Here is a 19,943-nt window from a genome sequence, read left to right as displayed (position 1 = left end):
GCATGATGCACCGGCATCTTGGAAAAAACCAATCTCTAAATAGTATACGCAAGTAGCTGCGCGTGAGAAAATTTGCAACTCAAAGCGTACTTTTGTGGTTATCACAATTACAACTTCATTTACAGACTAACTCACAAACTACCATCAGGACTTTGGAATATTTAAATGGCCTCGAAGTGGCAGAACAGGACCTCATCGAGGTACAGGGCGCCCGGGAACACAATCTCAAAAACATCGATGTAGCTATCCCGCGTAACAAGCTCGTGGTAGTGACGGGTATCAGCGGCAGCGGCAAGTCGTCGCTTGCATTCGATACGATTTATGCCGAAGGGCAGCGCAGGTATATGGAGAGTTTTTCTTCTTATGCGCGCGGTTTTATCGGCGAAATGGAGCGGCCGGATGTCGATAAGATCAGCGGCCTTTCGCCGGTGATCAGCATCGAGCAGAAAACGACTTCCCGGAACCCGCGTTCAACCGTAGGCACGGTGACGGAGATTTACGACTTCCTGCGTCTGCTCTACGCACGTGCGGGCGAGGCGTACTCGTACGTGACAGGCAGGCGGATGATCAAGCAGTCGCAGGATCAGATTGTGAACCAGCTCATGACCCAGTTCCTCGGCCAGAAAATTGTGTTGCTGGCGCCAGCTGTGAAAGGCCGTAAAGGGCATTACCGCGAGCTTTTCGTGCAGATTGCCCGGTTGGGATATACGAAAGTACGCGTCGACGGGGAGGTACAGGACATCACGCCCAAAATGCAGCTCGACCGTTACAAGGTCCACGATATCGAAATTGTGATCGACCGCGTGATCCCGAAAAAAGAGGAGGAAGACCCGCAATCGAGGTACCGGATGAGCCAGTCGGTAGCGACGGCCATTAAACAAGGTAAGGGCGCATTGATGGTGCTCGATGCCAAAGGGAACACCCATTATTTTTCCCAAAACCTCATGGACCCGGAGTCGGGGATCAGTTACGACGATCCGGCGCCGAATGCATTCTCGTTCAACTCGCCTTATGGCTGGTGCCCTACTTGTCAGGGGCTGGGCATTATTGAGGAAATCACTGAGGATTCCATTATTCCGGACAAGTCTTTAAGTATTAGTCGCGGTGGCATTGCGCCGATGGGCGAATACCGTGAAGCGTGGATATTCAAGCAATTGGAGGTTTTGTTAAAGAAATACAAAATCACGCTCACTACGCCGCTCGAAAAATTTCCCGAAGAGGCATTGAAACTGGTGCTGTATGGCAGTGAAGAAGCAGTCCCGGTTCCTTCGAAGAAATACCCGGGAACCGAATGGGAGACCAAATTTGATGGGATTATCAACTTTTTAAAGAGACAGCAGGAATCGGGTAATGAAAAAATCCAGGATTGGCTGAAAGATTTCATGGTGACCCAAACCTGCCCCGAATGCAAGGGCAAGCGCCTGCGGAAGGAATCCCTGCATTTTAAAATAGATAAAAAAGACATTGCCGAACTCGCGGATAGCGATATCCGAGAACTGGCCGAATGGCTGATAGGGTTGGAAGACCGCCTGGAAGAAAAGCAGCGGGTAATCGGTCATGAGGTGTTGAAGGAAATCCGGAAACGCGTCGGGTTTATGCTCGATGTGGGATTGGATTACCTGACATTGAACCGCGCGCTGAGAACACTATCGGGCGGTGAAGCGCAGCGCATTCGACTGGCGACGCAGATTGGTACGCAGCTGACGGGCGTACTCTATATTATGGATGAACCGAGCATTGGCTTGCACCAGCGGGATAATGTGCGGCTCATTAATTCGCTCAAAAGCCTGCGCGATCTGGGCAATACGGTACTTGTTGTGGAGCATGATAAGGATATGATGCTCGCTTCGGATTATATCCTCGACATCGGCCCCGGCGCGGGACGCCACGGCGGAAGTGTGGTAGGGGCGGGCACGCCGGAGAAATTTCTTAAAAACGGTTCACTCACGGCCGATTATCTGGCCGGTCGGGAAACCATAGAGGTGCCCAAAAAACGTAGGAAAGGCAAAGGCGAGTCCATTGTGCTGAAAGGCTGTACGGGACATAACCTGAAAAACGTTTCCGTATCCATTCCACTCGGAACGATGATCTGTGTGACAGGTGTGAGCGGTAGCGGTAAATCGTCGCTGATCCACGAAACGCTGTTCCCGCTTTTGAACCAGCATTTTTATCGATCGAGGAGGGAGCCGCTTCCTTACAAATCCATCGAAGGGCTCGAACATATAGACAAGGTCATAGAGGTAGACCAGTCACCGATCGGCCGCACACCGCGCTCGAACCCCGCGACTTATACGAACCTGTTCACCGATATCCGGACGCTTTTCGCAGAGTTGCCCGAGTCGAAAATCCGCGGCTATAAACCCGGTCGTTTCTCATTCAATGTGAAAGGGGGCCGTTGCGAGGATTGCGAAGGCGCGGGAATGAAGAAGACCGAAATGGATTTCCTGCCCGACGTGCACGTCAATTGCGAAACCTGCAAAGGCAAGCGCTTCAACCGGGAGACGCTGGAAGTGCGTTTCAAAGGCAAATCTATTGCGGATGTGCTGGATATGACGGTTGAATCGGCATTGGAGTTCTTTGAAAACCAGCCGAGATTGCTGCGCAAAGTGCAGATGCTGAATGACGTTGGCCTGGGATACATCACACTCGGCCAGCATGCCACTACACTCTCCGGCGGCGAGGCGCAGCGCGTGAAGCTGTCGGAAGAACTATCGAAACGCGATACCGGAAAGACATTGTATATTCTGGACGAGCCTACCACCGGTTTACATTTCCAGGATATCCGCCATCTGCTCAATGTATTGAATAAGCTGGTGGAAAAAGGGAATACGGTACTCATTATCGAGCATAACCTCGATGTGATCAAAGTAGCCGACTATATTATAGATGTAGGCCCCGAAGGTGGCGCGCAAGGCGGCCGCATTATCGCGGAAGGAACGCCAGAGAAAGTGGCGAAGGTGAAAGGCAGCTTTACCGGCTATTTTTTACAGGAAGAACTGAAATAACAGGCCCGCAACCGAGACAGTTAAAAGTGGAAAATCCCGCGGACGAATGCGTGCGCGGGATTTTTTACATCCATTTACTCAAAAATTGGTTGAATGCCTCCTTGTACTGGTCGCTTACCGGAATGGAAGTCGGGCCGATCTGAATGGTGTTTCGGGTTACCGCACTGATTTTATCCAGATTGACGATGAACGACCGGTGAACACGCATAAACTTGGAAGCAGGCAGCTTCTCTTCCAATGCTTTCAGGCTCGTGAGCGAGAGAACAGGCTTCGGGTCCGATTTGAGATGGACTTTCACATAATCTTTGAGTCCCTCCGTGTACAGAATGTCGTCATAGGCGATCCGTACCAGCTGGTATTCCACTTTCAGGAATAAGTACTCGTCCTTAGGCTCCGAAGAACCGGCCGACGAGGCCTTTTGTACCAGCTCCACATACGCCTGCGCTTTCGATGCGGCACGGAGGAACTCTTCGTAGTTAAAGGGTTTTAGGAGATAGTCAATGGCGTCTACGCGAAAACCATCGAGCGCGTATTGGTTGAATGCGGTTGTAAAAATGATCCTCGGGGCTTTGTTACCGGCTTTTTCAAGCACTCTTGCGAGCTCGATACCCGTCAGGTCCGGCATTTGAATATCCAGAAAAATGACGTCGATAGGCTTGCTGTTGATCACCTGCAATGCCTCCACGGCGCTGGAATACCTGCCAGCCAGATTCAGGAACGGCGTTTTTTCGATAAATGCGCATACCAGTCCAAGCGCCAGCGGTTCATCGTCGACGGCGATGCATTCCAATGTGATGCTCATGCCGTTTCCAGTTCCAGGTGTACTTCAAACTCTTTTTCCTCCTTGTTTTCGTTTACCTCCAGCTGGTATTTGCCGGGATAAAGCAAGTCGAGGCGGCGCTGGGTGTTGGCCAGGCCGATGCCATTACTTTCATCCAGAATAGCCCTTTTGTCGGTAAACAGTGTGTTTTTCACTTCCACAAAAATCTTATGTCCTTCCTGGCGGATCTGAATGTCGATCCGGCTGGGCTGAACCGCACTTACGCCATGTTTGAATGCATTTTCAATAAAGGGCAGGAATAGCATGGGTGCGATAGAAACGTCGTGGAGTGGATTCGGCGGATCGAGATGCACGGTAACCTTGTCGGTCAGGCGGAGCTGCATCAGCTGAATATAATCCTGTGCAAACGCGATTTCCTGGCTAAGCATAACAGTACCATGCTGCGTTTCGTACAACACGTAGCGCATCATACGCGAGAGCTTGTGCAATGCCTCGCGCGCGGCCTCTACGTCGATCACAGTGAGTGCATAAATGTTATTCAGGGTATTGAAAAAGAAATGCGGGTTGATCTGCGCCTTCAGGAACGAGAGTTCGGAATTGATTTTTTCCTTTTCCAGGTTCTGGCGGTATTGCTTGTCGAGTTGTGCTGTGCGCACAGCCGCTACGCTGGTACTTAGCCCGATGATCATCAGGGCTGTGAGCAATGCGAAGTAGTCGAGGCGGTCGTGCCGTTTCTTGTCGCCATTGGCTTCCCGCGCCAGCTTAAAAGCGCGGTCCATCTGCTCCCCATGATTGATCGCGATCTTCACCTGCTCGGTAATCACCGCCAGCATCACCACCGACACGATATTGAACAGGATAAACCGGGAGTATTTGTTTTTGGCAAGGAATTTCGGAAACCAGAAATAGTAGTTCAGATAGAATATCGCAATGAGCAGCGAGAACAGCACGGCTTGTTTGATCCAGAAACTCATTGGAAACTCGATCTGCCAGCTCAGGGGTTGCCACATCAAGAACAGGGCCAGAAAACTCCATCCCAGTAAATGGAGGAATAACGGGGGGTATTTCCGGGCAGTACGCGTATCCATTTAGCAATTAGTTAGTTTCAATGTGATTTGAACGCAACACATCGCTGCAATCTTACGGGGAATTTACGAAATCCCCTATTTCAATCGATCAAAGTACCCCTGAATACCGACCAGACGCCCGTCGTAATCTATCAATACCCTCTGCCGGCAATGCATGCGGGATTATCTGTCATTTCCAGGGATATATCGTCCGAAAACAGCCGTTGATCGGTACTTCTTCCCTATCCATCTATTCCTTTTTTTTAGCCGGATTTTACCTGGTTATTTTGAAATTCGAAAAGTACACTTTTAAAACCCCAACCATGAAACTTGTTTTACAACTCACATTCCTGGCTGTGTTCTCAGGGCTTACATCGACGGCATTCGCCCAGTTTCCGGGCGGCGGCGGAGGTGGGGGCGGATTTCGCGGCGGCGGTGGCGGAGATTTCCGCGGAGGCGACAGGCAGCGGCAGACGGTCATTCCGGGAACGGCAGAAGACACTCCTAAGGGCAGCGGAAAGATCACGGGCGTGCTCGTGGATTCGACTTCCAAAAAACCGGTAGAATTTGCAGCACTATCCCTGGTGGATACCAAAACCAACAATCCCATCGACGGGACTACCACCGACGAAAAAGGTGAGTTTACGCTCTCGAAGGTCGCGTCAGGGAATTTCAAGATCCTGATTTCCTTCATTGGATATAAAACCAAGACTATCAATAATGTCAAGATCGATCGCAAGACGGAATTGAACCTGGGTACCGTCACTTTGGTGCCGGATGTGGTTCAGTTGAATGAGGTCGAGGTAGTAGGCATGGCGCAGATGGTCGAGGAAAAAGTGGACAGGTTGGTTTACAATGCGGAAAAAGACATTACGAGCAAGGGCGGCGACGCTTCGGACGTGATGAAAAAGGTGCCAATGCTCACCGTCGACCTCGACGGGAATGTGTCGCTCCGCGGTAGCTCCAACGTACGCGTGTTGATCAACAACAAACCTTCGACCATCATTGCAACCAGCGTGGCCGACGCATTGAAGCAGATTCCGGCGGATATGATCAAGTCGGTAGAGGTGATCACTTCTCCTTCGGCGCGCTACGATGCGGAAGGTTCTGCGGGTATTATCAATATCATCACCAAAAAAAGCACGATCCAGGGCGGTACGCTCAACCTGGACACCGGTATCGGTAACCGTGGCTCGAACCTGGGCTTGCGCGGTAACTATCGGGTAGGTAAAATGGGTTTCAGCCTGGGAGGTTTCGGGCGGTTTAATTACAATATGCCTGGCAAATCGGAGAATTTGCAAGTTGGCAAGGTGAGCAATTTCAGCACCAGCCAGATGAGCGACTCTAAGAATAAAATGGCGTTCGGGTCCTATAACTTCGGCTGGGACTGGGAGATTGATTCCAAAACTTCCTTATCGGCAGGCGTGCGCTACGGAATGCGTAACAGTAAGGTAGATCAGGAGCTTTACACCTATAATACTGTAAACGATACCACGAGAACCAGTTTCCGCGATGTGAATAGCAAGGACCTTTCCGGTACCTGGGACTTGAATGTGGATTATATGAAAACGTTAGCCAAGCCGGGGCAGGAGCTGAGCATTTCGACGCAGTACAGCCGTAACAACCGTACCAACGATTACGACGCAGATATTTACTCGCTCAGCAACTCGGAATTGAAGAAATTGCTGGGCGCGCAAGGCAATAACAACAGCAGCCATAACCAGGAAAGCACCGTCCAGGTAGACTACCAGACACCGGTCAAAGATAACCAGATGCTGGAAGTGGGTGGAAAAGGCATTTTCCGTCAGGTTGTGAGTAACTACGACTATTACAATACGGTGGGGACACCGCAACCAGCCAGCAACCTGAATTATGACCAGAATGTGGCTGCCGGATATTTGTCCTATACATACACTACTAAAAGCCGGTTTACGGTGAAGGCCGGTACGCGTTACGAATACACTAGCATCGACGCGCACCAGGGCGAAGCAGGAGACCTTAAATTGCCGGCATATGGCAACCTCGTACCGAGTATTAACCTTTCGCAGGTATTTGGAAAAGGGCAGACTATCAAACTTGCCTATAACCGCCGCCTGCAACGCCCGGGTATCCAGTTCCTGAACCCCAACCTGAATGCGGCCAACCCACAAAACGTCACAGTGGGTAACCCGAACCTGAAACCCGAGCTCACCGACCAGGTGGAATTGGGAACGAGCTTCTTCAAAAACTCGCTGTATATCAACGTTTCGACATTTGCCCGTTTCACCAACAGCTCGATTGAAAGCATTCGTACCACCAGCGCCGACGGCGTGATCACGACGACTTACGGCAACATCGGTTCGAAAAAGAACTACGGTGCCAATATCTTCGGAAACGTGACATTCTTTAAAAGATGGCAGCTGGGCGGTGGTTTCGACTTCTATTATGCTGATCTGTCGAACAACAGCCCCGATCCTGCATTGCAGAACTCGAACAGCGGTTTTGTGTTGAGTGGCCGTATGCGTACAAGCCTTACCATCAAAAATGGCTGGGGATTGCAGGCTGGTGGGTTCATGCGTGGGCGCGACGTGCAGTTGCAGGGAACGCAAGCCGGTTTCAGAATGTATGATTTCGGTGTCCGCAAAGATTTCAAGAACAAGCGCGGAAGCATTGGTTTTGCCATGGAAAACTTCCTGGCCCCGTCTTTCAAAATGAAGACCAGCCTGGAATCGACGACATTTACCCAAAACAACACCAATTACCTGTATAACCGAGGTTTCCGTGTGAACTTCTCTTACCGCTTCGGTAAAATGACTTTCGTGGAACAAAAGACCCGCAGAAGAAAGTCTGTAAACAACGACGACCAGAAATCAGACGGAGGTGGTAATATGGATACCGGCGGAGGTGGTGGTGGACAAGGCGGTGCTCAAACGCCGGCGGCTACACCAGCAGCAGGTGGCCGTGGCAATGGCGGACAAGGTGCCGGAATGGGCCGCCCGCAAGGAGCGCGTCCAGCCGCAGCTGACAGCACAGCGCGCCCGGCGCGCCAGGGAGGATTTCCGGGACAGCCGGGAACACGCCCGGATTCGACCATGAAACGCGACTCGACGCAATTCAAACCGGATTCAACCCGCGTGCGTCCCGATAGCACGGCTCGCCCGGTAGCGCCGGCAGATTCCACGGCACTGCCAGCGAAACCAGTCACGCCGGCTGATTCGACTAAGAAAGATTGATTATTTGGTTTGATATTGCGTTAATGGAAAATGCCGGGCTGTAAGCCCGGCATTTTCCATTAGTCCCTAAATTTTTTTCATTGCAATACCATACTCACAATGTGGTACCAGGCTTTTTGTTTTGACGTTTTGAATGATGACGTGAGCAAATAGATGATTCGGTTCTGCTGAATCAAGAGCTGCGTATCCGAGAATAACTTCGTGATCTTTGGTGTCTATCTTACAATGCTCAAATTCAAGACTATACACATCTCCTTCTTTTTTAATAGAAACATCTTGATAGATTCTTTTATAAGATTCACCGCCCTGATTCAGGTCTTCAACGGTTTCCTCAATTCTTACTTTATTGACGCTTGTTCGTTCGACTACCCAATGCCTTCTGATATTAAACACCGAGTCGTCAATGGATTGATAACTGGAAAGTAAATCAGACGTAAGAGAGAAATCCGATTCTGCGGTATTATCGTTGTGTTTACAACAGAGGAAAAATAAGCAAAAGACTACGTAGACGACATGTTTTGTTTTCATCACTGATATTGTTTAGTGTTATATCAGCAATTATAACTTACTGTTCTGCTATCAAAATCGTCTTATTATCTCGAGGCAATCGTTGATGACCGAACGGTTTTAAGTATGATTTTTGATTTCCCTTAAAATTTTGTCGGCTCCGGCCGCCAGCAATTCTTCTGCCAGCGATGTGCCCAGTTCCTGCGGAAATGCATGTCCGCCGCTTTCCGCTTTGCGAATGAGTTCCGAGCCGTCGAGGCTGATAATGCCGCCGGTCATTCGGATTTCTTCATCGTGCAACGTCGCCATGCCGAAAACCGGAATGCTGCAACCGCCTTGCAGGCGTTTCAGGAATGCCCTTTCTGCCAGCAGGCAGGTTTCGGTAGGTTCGTGGTTGAGAAACTGCCTTAGTTTGCTCTTTTTCTCAGCATCCAGTGAAACCGCGCATTCAATGGCTACGCTACCCTGGCCCACTGCCGGTGTGAATTCGTCGAGAAGCAAATGTTCCGCGATTTTATCGTCGTACTCCATGCGGTGCACGCCTGCGTATGCGAGGAGGAGCGCGTCGCACTGCCCTTCCTCCAATTTGCGGAGGCGTGTTTGCAGGTTTCCGCGCATGTCCACGGTCTTGATATGCGGATAATAGTGCTTCAAAACCGCTACGCGGCGTGTGGATGAGGTTCCTACTGTGAAAGATTCGCCGCTTTTGAGTGATAAAGTGGTATCGTGGCTTACGAGCACATCATTGGCGTGCTCACGCTCCGTGAATGCAATGATTTCAAAAGCGTCGTCGAGCTGCGATTGCAGGTCCTTGGCGCTATGTACTGCAATATCAATATCGCCGCTGCGCAACTGTTCTTCCAGCTCTTCTGTAAAGACACCCTTACTGCCGATTTTCGAAAGCGACCGGTCGAGGATCTTATCGCCCTTGGTTTCAATAATAACGATCTCCGTTTCAATGCCGCCCTGTTGCAAAAGTGCCTCGACGTAATACGCCTGCCAAAGTGCCAGCTTGCTCCCGCGGGTTCCTATTTTAATATGCATGGTTGTTTATACAATGTAAGGCCAGTTTTTGTGTTAATAGGCCTGTATTAAAATTTCCGCCGGAATATGAAGTTTCTCATTCAGCCTGCGGATCATACTCAAATTTAATTTTCGTTTGCCGGACAAAATTTCTGATTTGCGCGAGCGATAGCCCAGTATCTCAGACAACTCTTTCTCCGAAATGCCCATTTGATCCAGTCGAAATCGGATTGCTTCCAAGGGACTGGGTTTGGGGATCGGGAAATGTACGTTCTCGTAATCCTTTACCAGAATCGAAAGTAATTCCAGTTCGTCCGATTCATTCGAATCAGGTGCGATATCGGTTTGCATCAATGCATAAATGCGCGCCAGATAGCTTTCGTACTGTTCGTTATTTTTGATGGGTCCGATCATAGCTAATTCTTCTTGCGTCTATTTGATCATACTCTTCGTGCGATCCGAACCAGACAATAAATACAATTTTCAACCTGTATTCAATATCAACAATCAGCCGGTAATGGTTCCCGCGTATATTGAATACCACCCGTTTCTGACTTAGAATGGATGCATTTCGATATTGTACTTTCAATCCATTGGGCGATTCCCAGCGAGCGGCTTCTGCTTCCTGATTCCAGGCTAGCAACGACTGCTCCGCCTTTGGATACGCCTTCATGTAATTCCTTATTGTCTGTATAGCGATGATGCGCATCGTTCCAACAAAGATAAATGATGGTTACCATTTTGGTTACGTTATTTTTCTTTGAGGAACGTGGCTGACGCAGTCTCGTAGAACTGCAGTCTGACGCGAAGTTATGGAGATACTGTCAAATCAACCAGTGAAAGATTGCGTAATTCCCCGTAAATTAACCCAATCAAACTCACCACCATGGAAAACAAAGGCCTAATCTTCATTCCCGATATCAGCGGTTTCACGCAGTTTATGCATGAGATCGAGATTCAGCATGGGCGCCAGATTATTCAGGAATTGCTGGAAACGATCGTGAATGCGAACCAGATGGGACTGGAAATTTCCGAGATAGAGGGGGACGCCGTCCTGTTCTTTAAATTCGGCGAAGCGCCGGAGCTCGAAACGCTTTACCGGCAGGTAGAAAAGATGTTCTGTGATTTTCACAAATACCTGATCGCCTATGACAACCGCCGGTTTTGTCAATGCAAATCCTGCATTTCGGCTATTAACCTGACGTTGAAAGTGGTAGCACATTACGGCGAGTTCACTACTTATCAAGTCAAGAATTTCAGAAAACTCATTGGGAAAGATATTATCGTCGCGCACCAGTTGCTTAAAAACGACATTGACCAGCATGAATACTGGCTGGTAACTCAAAATCTGCTGAATGGACAAAACCCCGGCGATTTTACCGACCGGATGAAGTGGCAGCCCGGCTCAAAAATGACCGAAAATGAGCAGATACCTTTTCAATACACGCAGATTGGATATTTGAAAGACAGCATTCCACCTTACAAGCCGCCATTGCTGGAACCACAGGAGAAGGTTAAAGTGGTGTCGGTTTCAAGAGAGTATGATGAGAATATTAAAAAAGTGTTCTTTACTTCGGGTCACCTCGAGCTACGCCCGCACTGGGAGGACGGGGTAAAATCGATCGAAGAATTGGATCACTTTCTTCCCGGGATAGGGTCGCGCCATCGGTGTGTACGCGAAGACGGCGAAAAGGTCATGTACGCCAGCGGATTCTCATATGACCCCGAGTCCGTGGTTATTTTCAGTGAATCCGACGAAAAGTTTGTCAGCGCGCGCTATTTCGTGCTCGAAAAGCTGGCCGAAAACCGCACGCGTCTTAGTTTGGAATACTATCTTAAAAAAGACCCGCTGAAACAGCTTGCGTTCAGGTTGTTTAAAAAGGATAAAATAGAAGCAGAATACCAAAAATCGCTCACTAACCTGGAAAAGCTACTTCCCGGGATCACTGTACCTGTCGATTTTTAGCCCATTAATCCCCCCAACCATTTCTCAAACCTCATTCACTCATTCAATCATTCACTCATTCAAAATTAAACTAAACCCCAACCGTATCTCCCTCGTCGGTCACAATCTTGTCTTCAATGTAGGACACGACCAGCGACGCAATGTCGATGCCGCTTACTTCCTCGATGCCACGCAAGCCCGGAGATGAATTGACTTCCATCACCAATGGTCCGCGCTCGGATTGCAGCATATCCACTCCGGCGATCTTTACACCCAGTGCTTTTGCCGCCGCAATCGCCGTGTGCTCTTCTTCGGGCGAAAGTTCGATCATGCAGCCTGAACCGCCACGGTGGAGGTTGGAACGAAAATCGCCTTCGGCGCCCTGGCGCTTCATGGCGGCGATGACTTTGTTGCCGATCACAAAGGCGCGGATGTCGGCGCCTTTGGACTCTGCCACATATTCCTGGATCAGGAAATTGGCGCGCAGGCCATAGAATGCCTCAATGGTTGATTTGGCTGCTTTAATCGTCTCGGCAAGAACCACGCCCACGCCTTGTGTGCCTTCGAGTAATTTGATGATTACCGGCGGGCCGCCCACCATATGGATGAGTTCGTTGACTTGTGCGGGGTTTTTGGCAAAAACCGTTTTCGGGATATCAATACCGGCTTTTGCAAGCACCTGCATGCTGCGCAGCTTGTCGCGCGAGCGCAGGATAGCCTGCGATTTCACGGTGGTGAAAACCTTCATTAGTTCAAGCTGACGTACGACCGCACAGCCGAATGCATTCACCGACGTACCGATGCGGGGAATGACGGCGTCGATACCGGTAACGGGCTTGCCTTTGTACACGACCGTCGGCTTGCCGCCTTCGATCATAACAAAGCATTTGACGTGGTCGATTACAACCGCTTCGTGTCCCTTCTGTTTGATTGCCTCCACCAGACGCCTGGTTGAATACAGGTCCGGATTGGTGGATAATACGGCGATTTTCATAAAAATGTTTTTAGAAAAAATGGAGGTCGGGTTTTGCGTGCGAAGCCCGGGTTTAGTTCTGAGGTAGTTTTTGGGAACGAGTTGGTGTCAGCGAATGTCTTGCCTGCGACAGATTCTTTTGGGACACATCCACAATGAACCTGTTTTTAAGCAATTTTCGCCCGAGTAGTATGGGGTAGCTCATTTTCCGCCGGTTGGCCAGCGTAAATTCGGTACGTATTTTCCGGCCGAAAAGCCTGATTGGTGTCTTAATCACAAACCGTTTCTCCTCCTTCCCGAAGGAATTTCGGATCACGGTTTCTTTAAAATCGGTTACTGTAAAAAAATGCTGAGGTGCTCCGCGCTTGGTGTCGAGGTATACGTGGAGCTCTTGCCGTCCTTCTGACTCTACCAGTTTCACGCGGGAACAATGGATAGCCGACGTTGCCGCGCCTGAATCCACGCGCACAGGCACATGATGCCAGCCCAGCTCCGGTAAATCCACAATCTCGGTCGCACCGATAATTTCCAACGGACGTTTCATCTGCGCTGAAAAAACTGGGCGACCGTCAGCGACAGGTCCAGAAACACCATTTTGGCCCGTACATTCCGTTCGATATGGTAATAGGCCGTATTTACTTCCCCGATCATCCTTTCCAGTGACTCAAAATTGACGGTTTTGGAAAAATTCTGCACGAAAGTAAGCTCTTCCTGCGGAACACGCAAAAGCTCGCCCGCGCCGTGGCTCCACACGAGCATATCCCTGAACAACCGCAATGCGTATTCGAGCAGGCCTTTTTGTTTTTCCTTGGCCATTACGTCATAGTTATCGGCGAGTTTGACCAAATGTGCGACATCAAATTTATAGGATGATCGCATCCAGTCGGCAAACCACGTCGAGCGGTCATCCTGCTCTTCCTGAACGAGTTTCAGTGCCTCGGCCATGTTCCCGTCGGACAGGAACGCTATCTGGCTGGCTACGGCGTCGGTTACATCGTCTTGTTTCAGGTGCAACTTGATTTCGGAATCGGTGAATGCCGGAATCGTAATGCGCTGTGTCCTGGAAATGATGGTCGTCAGCAATTTGTCCGACTGATCACTTACTAAAAGGAACAATGTTTTTTCAGGTGGTTCTTCGAGGATTTTCAAAATCGCATTCGACGAAGCCGCATTCATGATATCGGCTTTCCAGATCAGCAGGATTTTGTATTCGCCTTCGTAGGCTTTTACGGATAATTTTCGCAAAATACCGCGTGCTTCTTCCACCGAAATGTTACCCTGCTTATTGTCGGCGCCGATATGGTCGAGCCAGTCGGGGAGGACACGGTAGGGGTTTTCCAGCAAAAAAGAGCGCCAAAGCGGCAGGAATGCCTCACTGGTTTTGCCATCTACCTTTTTGGAAGCAGCAATGGGAAATATGAAATGAAAATCGGGATGAACCAGCTTGCTCATTTTCACGCACGATGCGCAGGTGCCGCAAGCGTCTTCCTCACTTCTGTTTTCACAGTTAATATAGGTAGAGAATGCCAGCGCCATCGCGAGGCCCGCTCCGCCCGTGGGATAATCGAAAAGCTGGGCGTGGGCCAGATGGCTGTTCCGGACCGAGCGCCGCAATGTCGCTTTGATATTGTCAAGTCCCGGAATATCTCTGAAAAGCACGATTTAAATCAATTAATGGATGGGTAAAATGCCTATTGACCACGTGTATTTTTAAAAATAGCACGCATGATATCTTCCTCTGTCTGCCCGAATGCGACGCCGCGGCGGCTCACCGTATCTTTCGCGACCGCCACAGCCTTATCGAAGCGGTACTCCATGCATCCCTCAGCCGCGCCACCCCAGGTGAAGGATGGGACATGCTTGTTCTGGAATCCGGCTCCGAATACATTCACACTTACGCCGACAACCGTCCCGGTGTTGAACATGGTCGAAATTCCGGCTTTGGAATAATCGCCCATCATCAGTCCGCAGAACAGTAAGCCGGTGTCGGCCAGCATATTGGTAGCATAGCTGTACAGCTTGACATTCGTGTGGTCGTTTTTCAAATTCGAATTGTTGGTATTCGCGCCAAGGTTACACCATTCTCCCAGAACTGAATTGCCCAGGTAACCGTCATGTCCTTTGTTGCTATACCCGAAAACCACGCAATTACTTACTTCGCCGCCGACTTTGGAAAACGGCCCGACGGTAGTGTTAGGCCGGATTTTCGTTCCTTGTGCCAGTACCCCGTTTTCACCGATCGCAAATGGTCCCTGGATCATCGAGCCTTCCTGGACCAATGCATTTTTCCCAATGTAAATGGGGCCGTTCTCCGCATTCAGGATAGAAGCTTTGATCACCGCGCCTTCTTCTACAAATATATTCTCCGGTTTGTAGCAATGCGTGAACGGGTCAGTAACCCCCGCTGATTTTCTAAGGGAGGCAATGCGTTCATAATCGATTTTGATTTGCGCCCCATTCTGCCCGAAAATGTCCCAAACATTCCGGATCATCGTAAAGGGCTCCGCATATTCCACTACCGAAAGACTATTGGTACCATCCGACGCTTTCCATGCAGAATGCGTTCGCACCGCGAGGAGTTCCCCATTTTGGGAAACAAGTGCAGTGCCGTGTGGTAAGCCTTTGACGATGCCGGTCAGGTGATCGTCGGGGCATAATGCGCCGTTGATATACAGATTGTCCCCCGAAACATGTTCCGGGTATTTGGTGGCGAGATAGGCTTCCGTTTGGAATGAGACCGTGGAGTGGCATCTGTCGGCCCATTTTTCGGCCAGTGTGTGAATGCCGCACCGGATGCCGGCGACTGGTCTTGTATATGTAAAAGGTAAAAGCTGGATTCTAATCTTGGGATCGTCGAACAGAATGGTCTGGGGCATATATTAAAACGTATGTGCACGCCAAAGTTCGGGCATTTTATTGGTTACGGCAAAAAAAGAAGCAGTCTCCCGGACATATTTGTCGGGAGACTGCCGTCGTATTTTTTCATTCTCCTGATGTGTTCGACCACACCGGAAAAAGCCAATGCGTTGCTTATTTTCCGTAACGCTTTCTGAACTTGTCAACGCGACCAGCTGTGTCAACCAGTACGTTTTTACCAGTGTAGAAAGGGTGTGACTGAGAAGACACCTCGACTTTGTACACAGGGTAGGTTTTGCCGTCTTCCCAGGTGATAGTCTCGTTAGTGTCTATGGTTGAGCGAGTAATGAATTTAAAGTCGCTTGATAGATCCCAGAAAACTACCTCTCTATAGTTGGGATGAATATCTTTTTTCATTGGTATATGGTATTATTTGTTTCTATACGATTTCCAAAAGGATTGCAAAAGTAAAAAATCCTGATTTGTAAATCAAGTATCGGAGCGCTATCTTTTTTAATATTAATACAATACACCTAAAATTAACCTGCTAGACTTCACTGAGTTGCTGTTTGAGCACCTCTACACCGCGTTTCGCCTCCTTCTCGAAATCGGTGTACACGAAGCATTCGATCGAAAGTCCGCCTTTATACCCGATTTTTTTCAATGCGCCCAGGTAGGCCCTGAAATCGTCGCCCTTCACACCCGGCGGCGTCCGTTTTTCCTTTTCCGCAATGTGGCAATGCACGATGTGCTTACCATATTTAATGATCTCGGTAGCCGGCTCATCTTCTTTTAGCATATGATATATATCGCAAAGCAGTTTCACGCGCGGGCTTTTCACGGCATCCACGATCTCGACTCCTTCGGCCAGACTGTTAATGAAGTTGGTTTCCCCGCGGTTCAGGGGCTCTACGGCGATGGTAACCCCATATTTCTCGGCCAGCGGGGCCATTTTTTGGGTTAATTCAATGTGCTGTGCCTTTGCTTTGGCTTTATCAAAGCCGTCGGGTATGATTCTTGAAGCACCGCTTCCGAATACGACAAATTGGGAGCCGCATTCTTTGGCGCGCTTCAAAACGGTCTCGGTTCTTTGAAGGATCGCTTCGTGGTTCGCGTCCGGGCCAAGTGTCTTCAGGCTTGCGGGCAACAGGATCACGTAGGATTTAATCGGGAAATGCTCGCTTTTGAGTTGCTGAAGGTTCTTTTCGTAACCCGCATCGCCGCCTTCTGGAATCAGGAAGCCTGCTACGGATTCTTCAATATATGCACACCCCGATTTGCGTAAAAAATCGGCTTTGTCGTACGCGGCGTACACGCCCAGTGGAATGCTGTAAGCCTTGCTTTCAGCCGCTTTGGCCATGGCTTCGGTGAGTGATCCGCCCAGGGCGAGGCCTGCTACCATTCCGGAAGTCGTTTTGAGGAATGTCCGGCGATCGGCTTGTTCGATAATTGTGCTCATATGTTTGAGTTTTTATGGCTATTGATTGATATTTTGTGTTGAAACGAAATAGGTTATGTTGTGTAAAGTTCACAAGTTTAGAATTATTATAAATAATATAATCAATGCTAAATCATTGATTAACAGCAATTATTGTCAAATCAACCTTTCTTTGCCTGAAATTTTTCCTGGAAAAAGTTTGCAAAAATTGAAATGCATTTTTCTGAAAATTTTTTCTTTGAAACAATTTAGTGTAAGCTTTCCGTAAATAACTAGTTATTAGTTTCTTAACAATTTAGTAATTTGGACTATGCTGATAAGGCACGATTTTGTAGAGAAATCCTGATTGCTAATCTGATTTCTTTAGTGTTATTTCAAGAGATTTTTCAAGTCATCCTCCGACTGATCTTCCAAGAATATACATCACTAACGTTCTATCAAACACCACATTACTTATGTCTATGTATGTCATAAAGCGTGATGGTCGCCGCGAATCCGTGAAGTTCGACAAGGTGACTGCCCGCATAGAGAAACTGAGCTACGGCCTGGACGCAGCTTATGTTCAGCCCGTGGAAGTAGCCAAGAAGGTTGTTTCCGGCATTTACGATGGCGTTACCACCGCCGAGCTGGATAACCTCGCTGCCGAAACCGCAGCTTCCATGACCACCAAGCACCCCGATTATGCAATCCTGGCTGCCCGCGTTGCTATCTCAAATCTCCATAAGAACACATTGAAGTCGTTTTCGGCTACAATGAAGCGTCTTTATACATATATAGATTCCAAAACAGGCGAAAATGCGTCGCTGATCTCCAAGGAGGTTTACGAGGTGATTCGCCAGCATGCATCGCTGCTCGACTCTACTATTATATATGACCGCGATTACTCCTACGATTATTTCGGCTATAAAACCCTCGAAAAGTCGTATTTACTGAAAGTTGAAGGGAAAATTGTCGAGCGCCCGCAACACATGCTCATGCGTGTAGCCATCGGAATCCACCAGGAGGACGTGCAGGCGGCGATTGAAACCTACCATTTGCTGTCGGAGAAATGGTTTACCCATGCTACACCTACCTTGTTCAATGCAGGTACGCCGAAGCCGCAAATGTCGTCGTGCTTCCTGTTGACGATGAAGGAGGACAGCATCAATGGTATTTATGATACCCTCAAAAACTGCGCATTGATTTCGCAGTCGGCCGGTGGTATCGGTTTGAGCATTCACGACGTCCGCGCGACGGGTACTTATATTAAAGGAACCAATGGACAATCGAACGGTATCGTGCCGATGCTCCGCGTGTTCAACGATACGGCGCGTTACGTGGATCAGGGAGGCGGTAAGCGCAAAGGTTCTTTTGCCATATATATAGAACCATGGCATTCGGATATCTTCGATTTCCTCGATCTGAAAAAGAACCACGGGAAAGAAGAGCAGCGCGCACGCGACCTTTTCTATGCATTGTGGATTCCGGATTTATTCATGAAGCGCGTTGAGGCAAACGATACCTGGTCGCTCTTCTGCCCGCACGAATGCCCGGGACTGGCGGATACGCACAGCGAGGAGTTCGAAAAACTGTATGAACAATACGAGCGCGAAGGCCGCGCACGCAAAACCATCAAGGCGCAAGATCTCTGGTTTGCGATCATGGAATCGCAGATCGAGACAGGTACTCCATATATGTTGTATAAGGACCATGCGAACAGCAAGTCCAACCAGCAGAACCTGGGTACCATTAAATCATCGAACCTTTGTACCGAAATCATCGAGTACACGGCGCCGGATGAAGTGGCCGTTTGCAACCTTGCATCTATTGCATTGCCCAAGTTCGTGGAGCAGGGGACCGATGGCTTCATGCGTTTCGATCACCAGAAGTTGTACGAAATCACCAAAGTGGTAACGCGCAACCTGAACAAGATTATCGACCTGAACTTCTATCCGGTTCCCGAAGCCGAAAAGAGCAACAAGCGTCACCGTCCGATCGGTATTGGCGTACAAGGCTTGGCCGATGCATTTTGTATGATGCGCATGCCATTCGACTCCGACGAGGCGCGCCAGCTGAACAAAGACATTTTCGAAACGATCTATTTCGGATCGATGGAGGCTTCGATGGAGCTCGCCATGCAGCACGGCCCATACGAATCCTGGGCAGGCAGCCCGATCTCGAAAGGAACATTCCAATTCGACATGTGGGGTGTTACGCCGGAAAGCAAGCGCTGGAACTGGGAGAAGCTCCGGAAAGAAGTGGTACAAAATGGCGTCCGCAACTCATTGCTGCTTGCACCGATGCCGACCGCATCTACCAGCCAGATCCTCGGTAACAATGAATGCTTCGAGCCATTCACTTCCAATATATATGTAAGAAGGGTATTGTCGGGTGAATTCGTGGTGGTGAACAAATATCTGCTCAAAGATCTTGTAAGACTTGGCTTGTGGAGTGAGGAGATGAAAAATAACCTCGTTCGCGCCAGCGGATCGGTTCAGGCGATTCCGAATATCCCGCAAAATATCAAGGATCTGTATAAAACGGCATGGGAGATCAAGCAGCGCAGCCTGCTCGACATGTCGGCCGATCGCGGGGCATACATTTGCCAGTCGCAATCGCTGAACATCTTCATGGAAGAGGCGAACTTCGGAAAGCTGACCTCGATGCACTTCTATGCATGGAAAAAGGGCCTCAAAACCGGTATGTACTACCTGCGTACCCGTGCGGCTTCCGATCCGGTACAGTTCACCGTCAGCAAACAGGCCGAGCCGCAACTCGAACCTGCAACTGCCGTGGTGGCCGAAAAGGAGCTCAACTACGTGCAATACGCAGAAGAGCACGCTAAGCCAGTCGTACCGCGCGATAATCGCTCCGATATGCAGTGCTCCCTCGATGATCCGGAAGGATGCGAGGCTTGTGGATCGTAATCAAGGTTAAAATCACAATAATGAAGAGGTGTCTGACCGTAGGTCGGGCACCTCTTTCGTTTTCCGGCGGTGGGGCTGGTAATGCATGGTAGGTTAGTATTGTATTAATAAATGGAAAAGTTGGATGCGCTGGAATCGGTTTTGCGCCACTTGAAACAAGGGAAAAGTTAAAGGTGAAAAACCTTTCAATTTTTTTCTTAGGATATTAATTTCTTTATCAGCTGGTTATG

At 49.2% G+C, this 19,943-nt stretch carries 16 protein-coding genes; 4 read left to right on the top strand and 12 right to left on the bottom strand.

Annotated features, from left to right (window positions below):
* Nucleotides 1-152 precede the first annotated feature (152 nt).
* The gene (gene uvrA, locus J7619_RS31550) at nt 153-3,005 is read left to right on the top strand and encodes an excinuclease ABC subunit UvrA (RefSeq protein ID WP_291208708.1); all 2,853 of its coding nucleotides are present in this window, start codon (nt 153-155) and stop codon (nt 3,003-3,005) included.
* Between the two features lie 64 nt (nt 3,006-3,069).
* Here the strand turns inward: uvrA and J7619_RS31545 are convergent, their stop codons facing one another.
* Both J7619_RS31545 and J7619_RS31540 read right to left on the bottom strand, forming a co-directional pair.
* On the bottom strand, nt 3,070-3,801 hold the full coding sequence (locus tag J7619_RS31545; RefSeq protein WP_291208908.1) for a LytTR family DNA-binding domain-containing protein: 732 nt from the start codon (nt 3,799-3,801) through the stop codon (nt 3,070-3,072).
* Nucleotides 3,802-3,803: 2 nt separating this feature from the next.
* Nucleotides 3,804-4,874 carry a sensor histidine kinase gene (locus tag J7619_RS31540; protein WP_291208705.1) on the bottom strand — a complete coding sequence of 357 codons (1,071 nt, stop codon included), beginning with the start codon at nt 4,872-4,874 and terminating at the stop codon, nt 3,804-3,806.
* Nucleotides 4,875-5,176: 302 nt separating this feature from the next.
* On the opposite strand from J7619_RS31540, the gene J7619_RS31535 reads away from it, so the two are divergent.
* A complete protein-coding gene (locus J7619_RS31535) occupies nt 5,177-8,065 on the top strand; it encodes an outer membrane beta-barrel family protein (protein WP_291208701.1) in 2,889 nt (962 codons plus the stop codon).
* Nucleotides 8,066-8,131: 66 nt separating this feature from the next.
* Here J7619_RS31535 and J7619_RS31530 read toward each other — a convergent pair whose 3' ends face one another.
* The 4 genes from J7619_RS31530 to J7619_RS31515 all read right to left on the bottom strand — a co-directional run bounded on the left by J7619_RS31530 (nt 8,132) and on the right by J7619_RS31515 (nt 10,268).
* A complete protein-coding gene (locus tag J7619_RS31530; RefSeq protein ID WP_291208698.1) occupies nt 8,132-8,593 on the bottom strand; it encodes a hypothetical protein in 462 nt (153 codons plus the stop codon).
* 99 nt (nt 8,594-8,692) lie between these two features.
* Nucleotides 8,693-9,616: a hydroxymethylbilane synthase gene (gene hemC / locus J7619_RS31525; RefSeq protein ID WP_291208695.1), complete on the bottom strand. Its 924-nt coding sequence runs from the start codon at nt 9,614-9,616 to the stop codon at nt 8,693-8,695.
* Between the two features lie 33 nt (nt 9,617-9,649).
* Entirely contained in the window at nt 9,650-10,009 is a 360-nt protein-coding gene (locus J7619_RS31520; protein ID WP_291208693.1) for a type II toxin-antitoxin system HigA family antitoxin, read from the bottom strand.
* Nucleotides 9,987-10,268: a type II toxin-antitoxin system HigB family toxin gene (locus J7619_RS31515; protein ID WP_291208689.1), complete on the bottom strand. Its 282-nt coding sequence runs from the start codon at nt 10,266-10,268 to the stop codon at nt 9,987-9,989. Before J7619_RS31515 ends, J7619_RS31520 begins: the two co-directional genes overlap by 23 nt.
* 213 nt (nt 10,269-10,481) lie before the next feature.
* Here J7619_RS31515 and J7619_RS31510 point away from each other — a divergent pair, with 213 nt between their 5' ends.
* Nucleotides 10,482-11,561 (top strand): DUF2652 domain-containing protein, encoded by a 1,080-nt coding sequence (locus tag J7619_RS31510; RefSeq protein WP_291208687.1) that lies wholly within the window; start codon nt 10,482-10,484, stop codon nt 11,559-11,561.
* A 70-nt stretch (nt 11,562-11,631) separates the two neighbouring features.
* Here the strand turns inward: J7619_RS31510 and rimK are convergent, their stop codons facing one another.
* From rimK to J7619_RS31480, 6 genes are all read right to left on the bottom strand, one after another.
* On the bottom strand, nt 11,632-12,534 hold the full coding sequence (gene rimK, locus J7619_RS31505) for a 30S ribosomal protein S6--L-glutamate ligase (protein WP_291208685.1): 903 nt from the start codon (nt 12,532-12,534) through the stop codon (nt 11,632-11,634).
* Nucleotides 12,535-12,586: 52 nt separating this feature from the next.
* Nucleotides 12,587-13,057, bottom strand: a complete 471-nt coding sequence (locus tag J7619_RS31500; protein ID WP_291208682.1) for a RimK/LysX family protein — start codon at nt 13,055-13,057, stop codon at nt 12,587-12,589.
* Nucleotides 13,054-14,172: a DNA polymerase III subunit delta gene (locus tag J7619_RS31495; RefSeq protein WP_291208680.1), complete on the bottom strand. Its 1,119-nt coding sequence runs from the start codon at nt 14,170-14,172 to the stop codon at nt 13,054-13,056. Before J7619_RS31495 ends, J7619_RS31500 begins: the two co-directional genes overlap by 4 nt.
* A gap of 32 nt (nt 14,173-14,204) precedes the next feature.
* Nucleotides 14,205-15,389: a putative sugar nucleotidyl transferase gene (locus J7619_RS31490; RefSeq protein WP_291208677.1), complete on the bottom strand. Its 1,185-nt coding sequence runs from the start codon at nt 15,387-15,389 to the stop codon at nt 14,205-14,207.
* 154 nt (nt 15,390-15,543) lie between these two features.
* Complete coding sequence (locus tag J7619_RS31485) at nt 15,544-15,786, bottom strand: type B 50S ribosomal protein L31 (protein WP_019945104.1); 243 nt, start codon at nt 15,784-15,786, stop codon at nt 15,544-15,546.
* 130 nt (nt 15,787-15,916) lie between these two features.
* Nucleotides 15,917-16,828, bottom strand: coding sequence for a TIM barrel protein (locus J7619_RS31480; RefSeq protein ID WP_291208675.1), 912 nt, complete (start codon nt 16,826-16,828; stop codon nt 15,917-15,919).
* 440 nt (nt 16,829-17,268) lie between these two features.
* Here J7619_RS31480 and J7619_RS31475 point away from each other — a divergent pair, with 440 nt between their 5' ends.
* Nucleotides 17,269-19,713: a ribonucleoside-diphosphate reductase subunit alpha gene (locus tag J7619_RS31475; RefSeq protein WP_291208672.1), complete on the top strand. Its 2,445-nt coding sequence runs from the start codon at nt 17,269-17,271 to the stop codon at nt 19,711-19,713.
* Nucleotides 19,714-19,943: the final 230 nt, after the last annotated feature.

The organism is Dyadobacter sp. (genome assembly GCF_017744695.1).
Classification (GTDB): Bacteria; Bacteroidota; Bacteroidia; order Cytophagales; family Spirosomataceae; genus Dyadobacter.
This window is presented reverse-complemented; position numbering and strand designations above follow the sequence as displayed.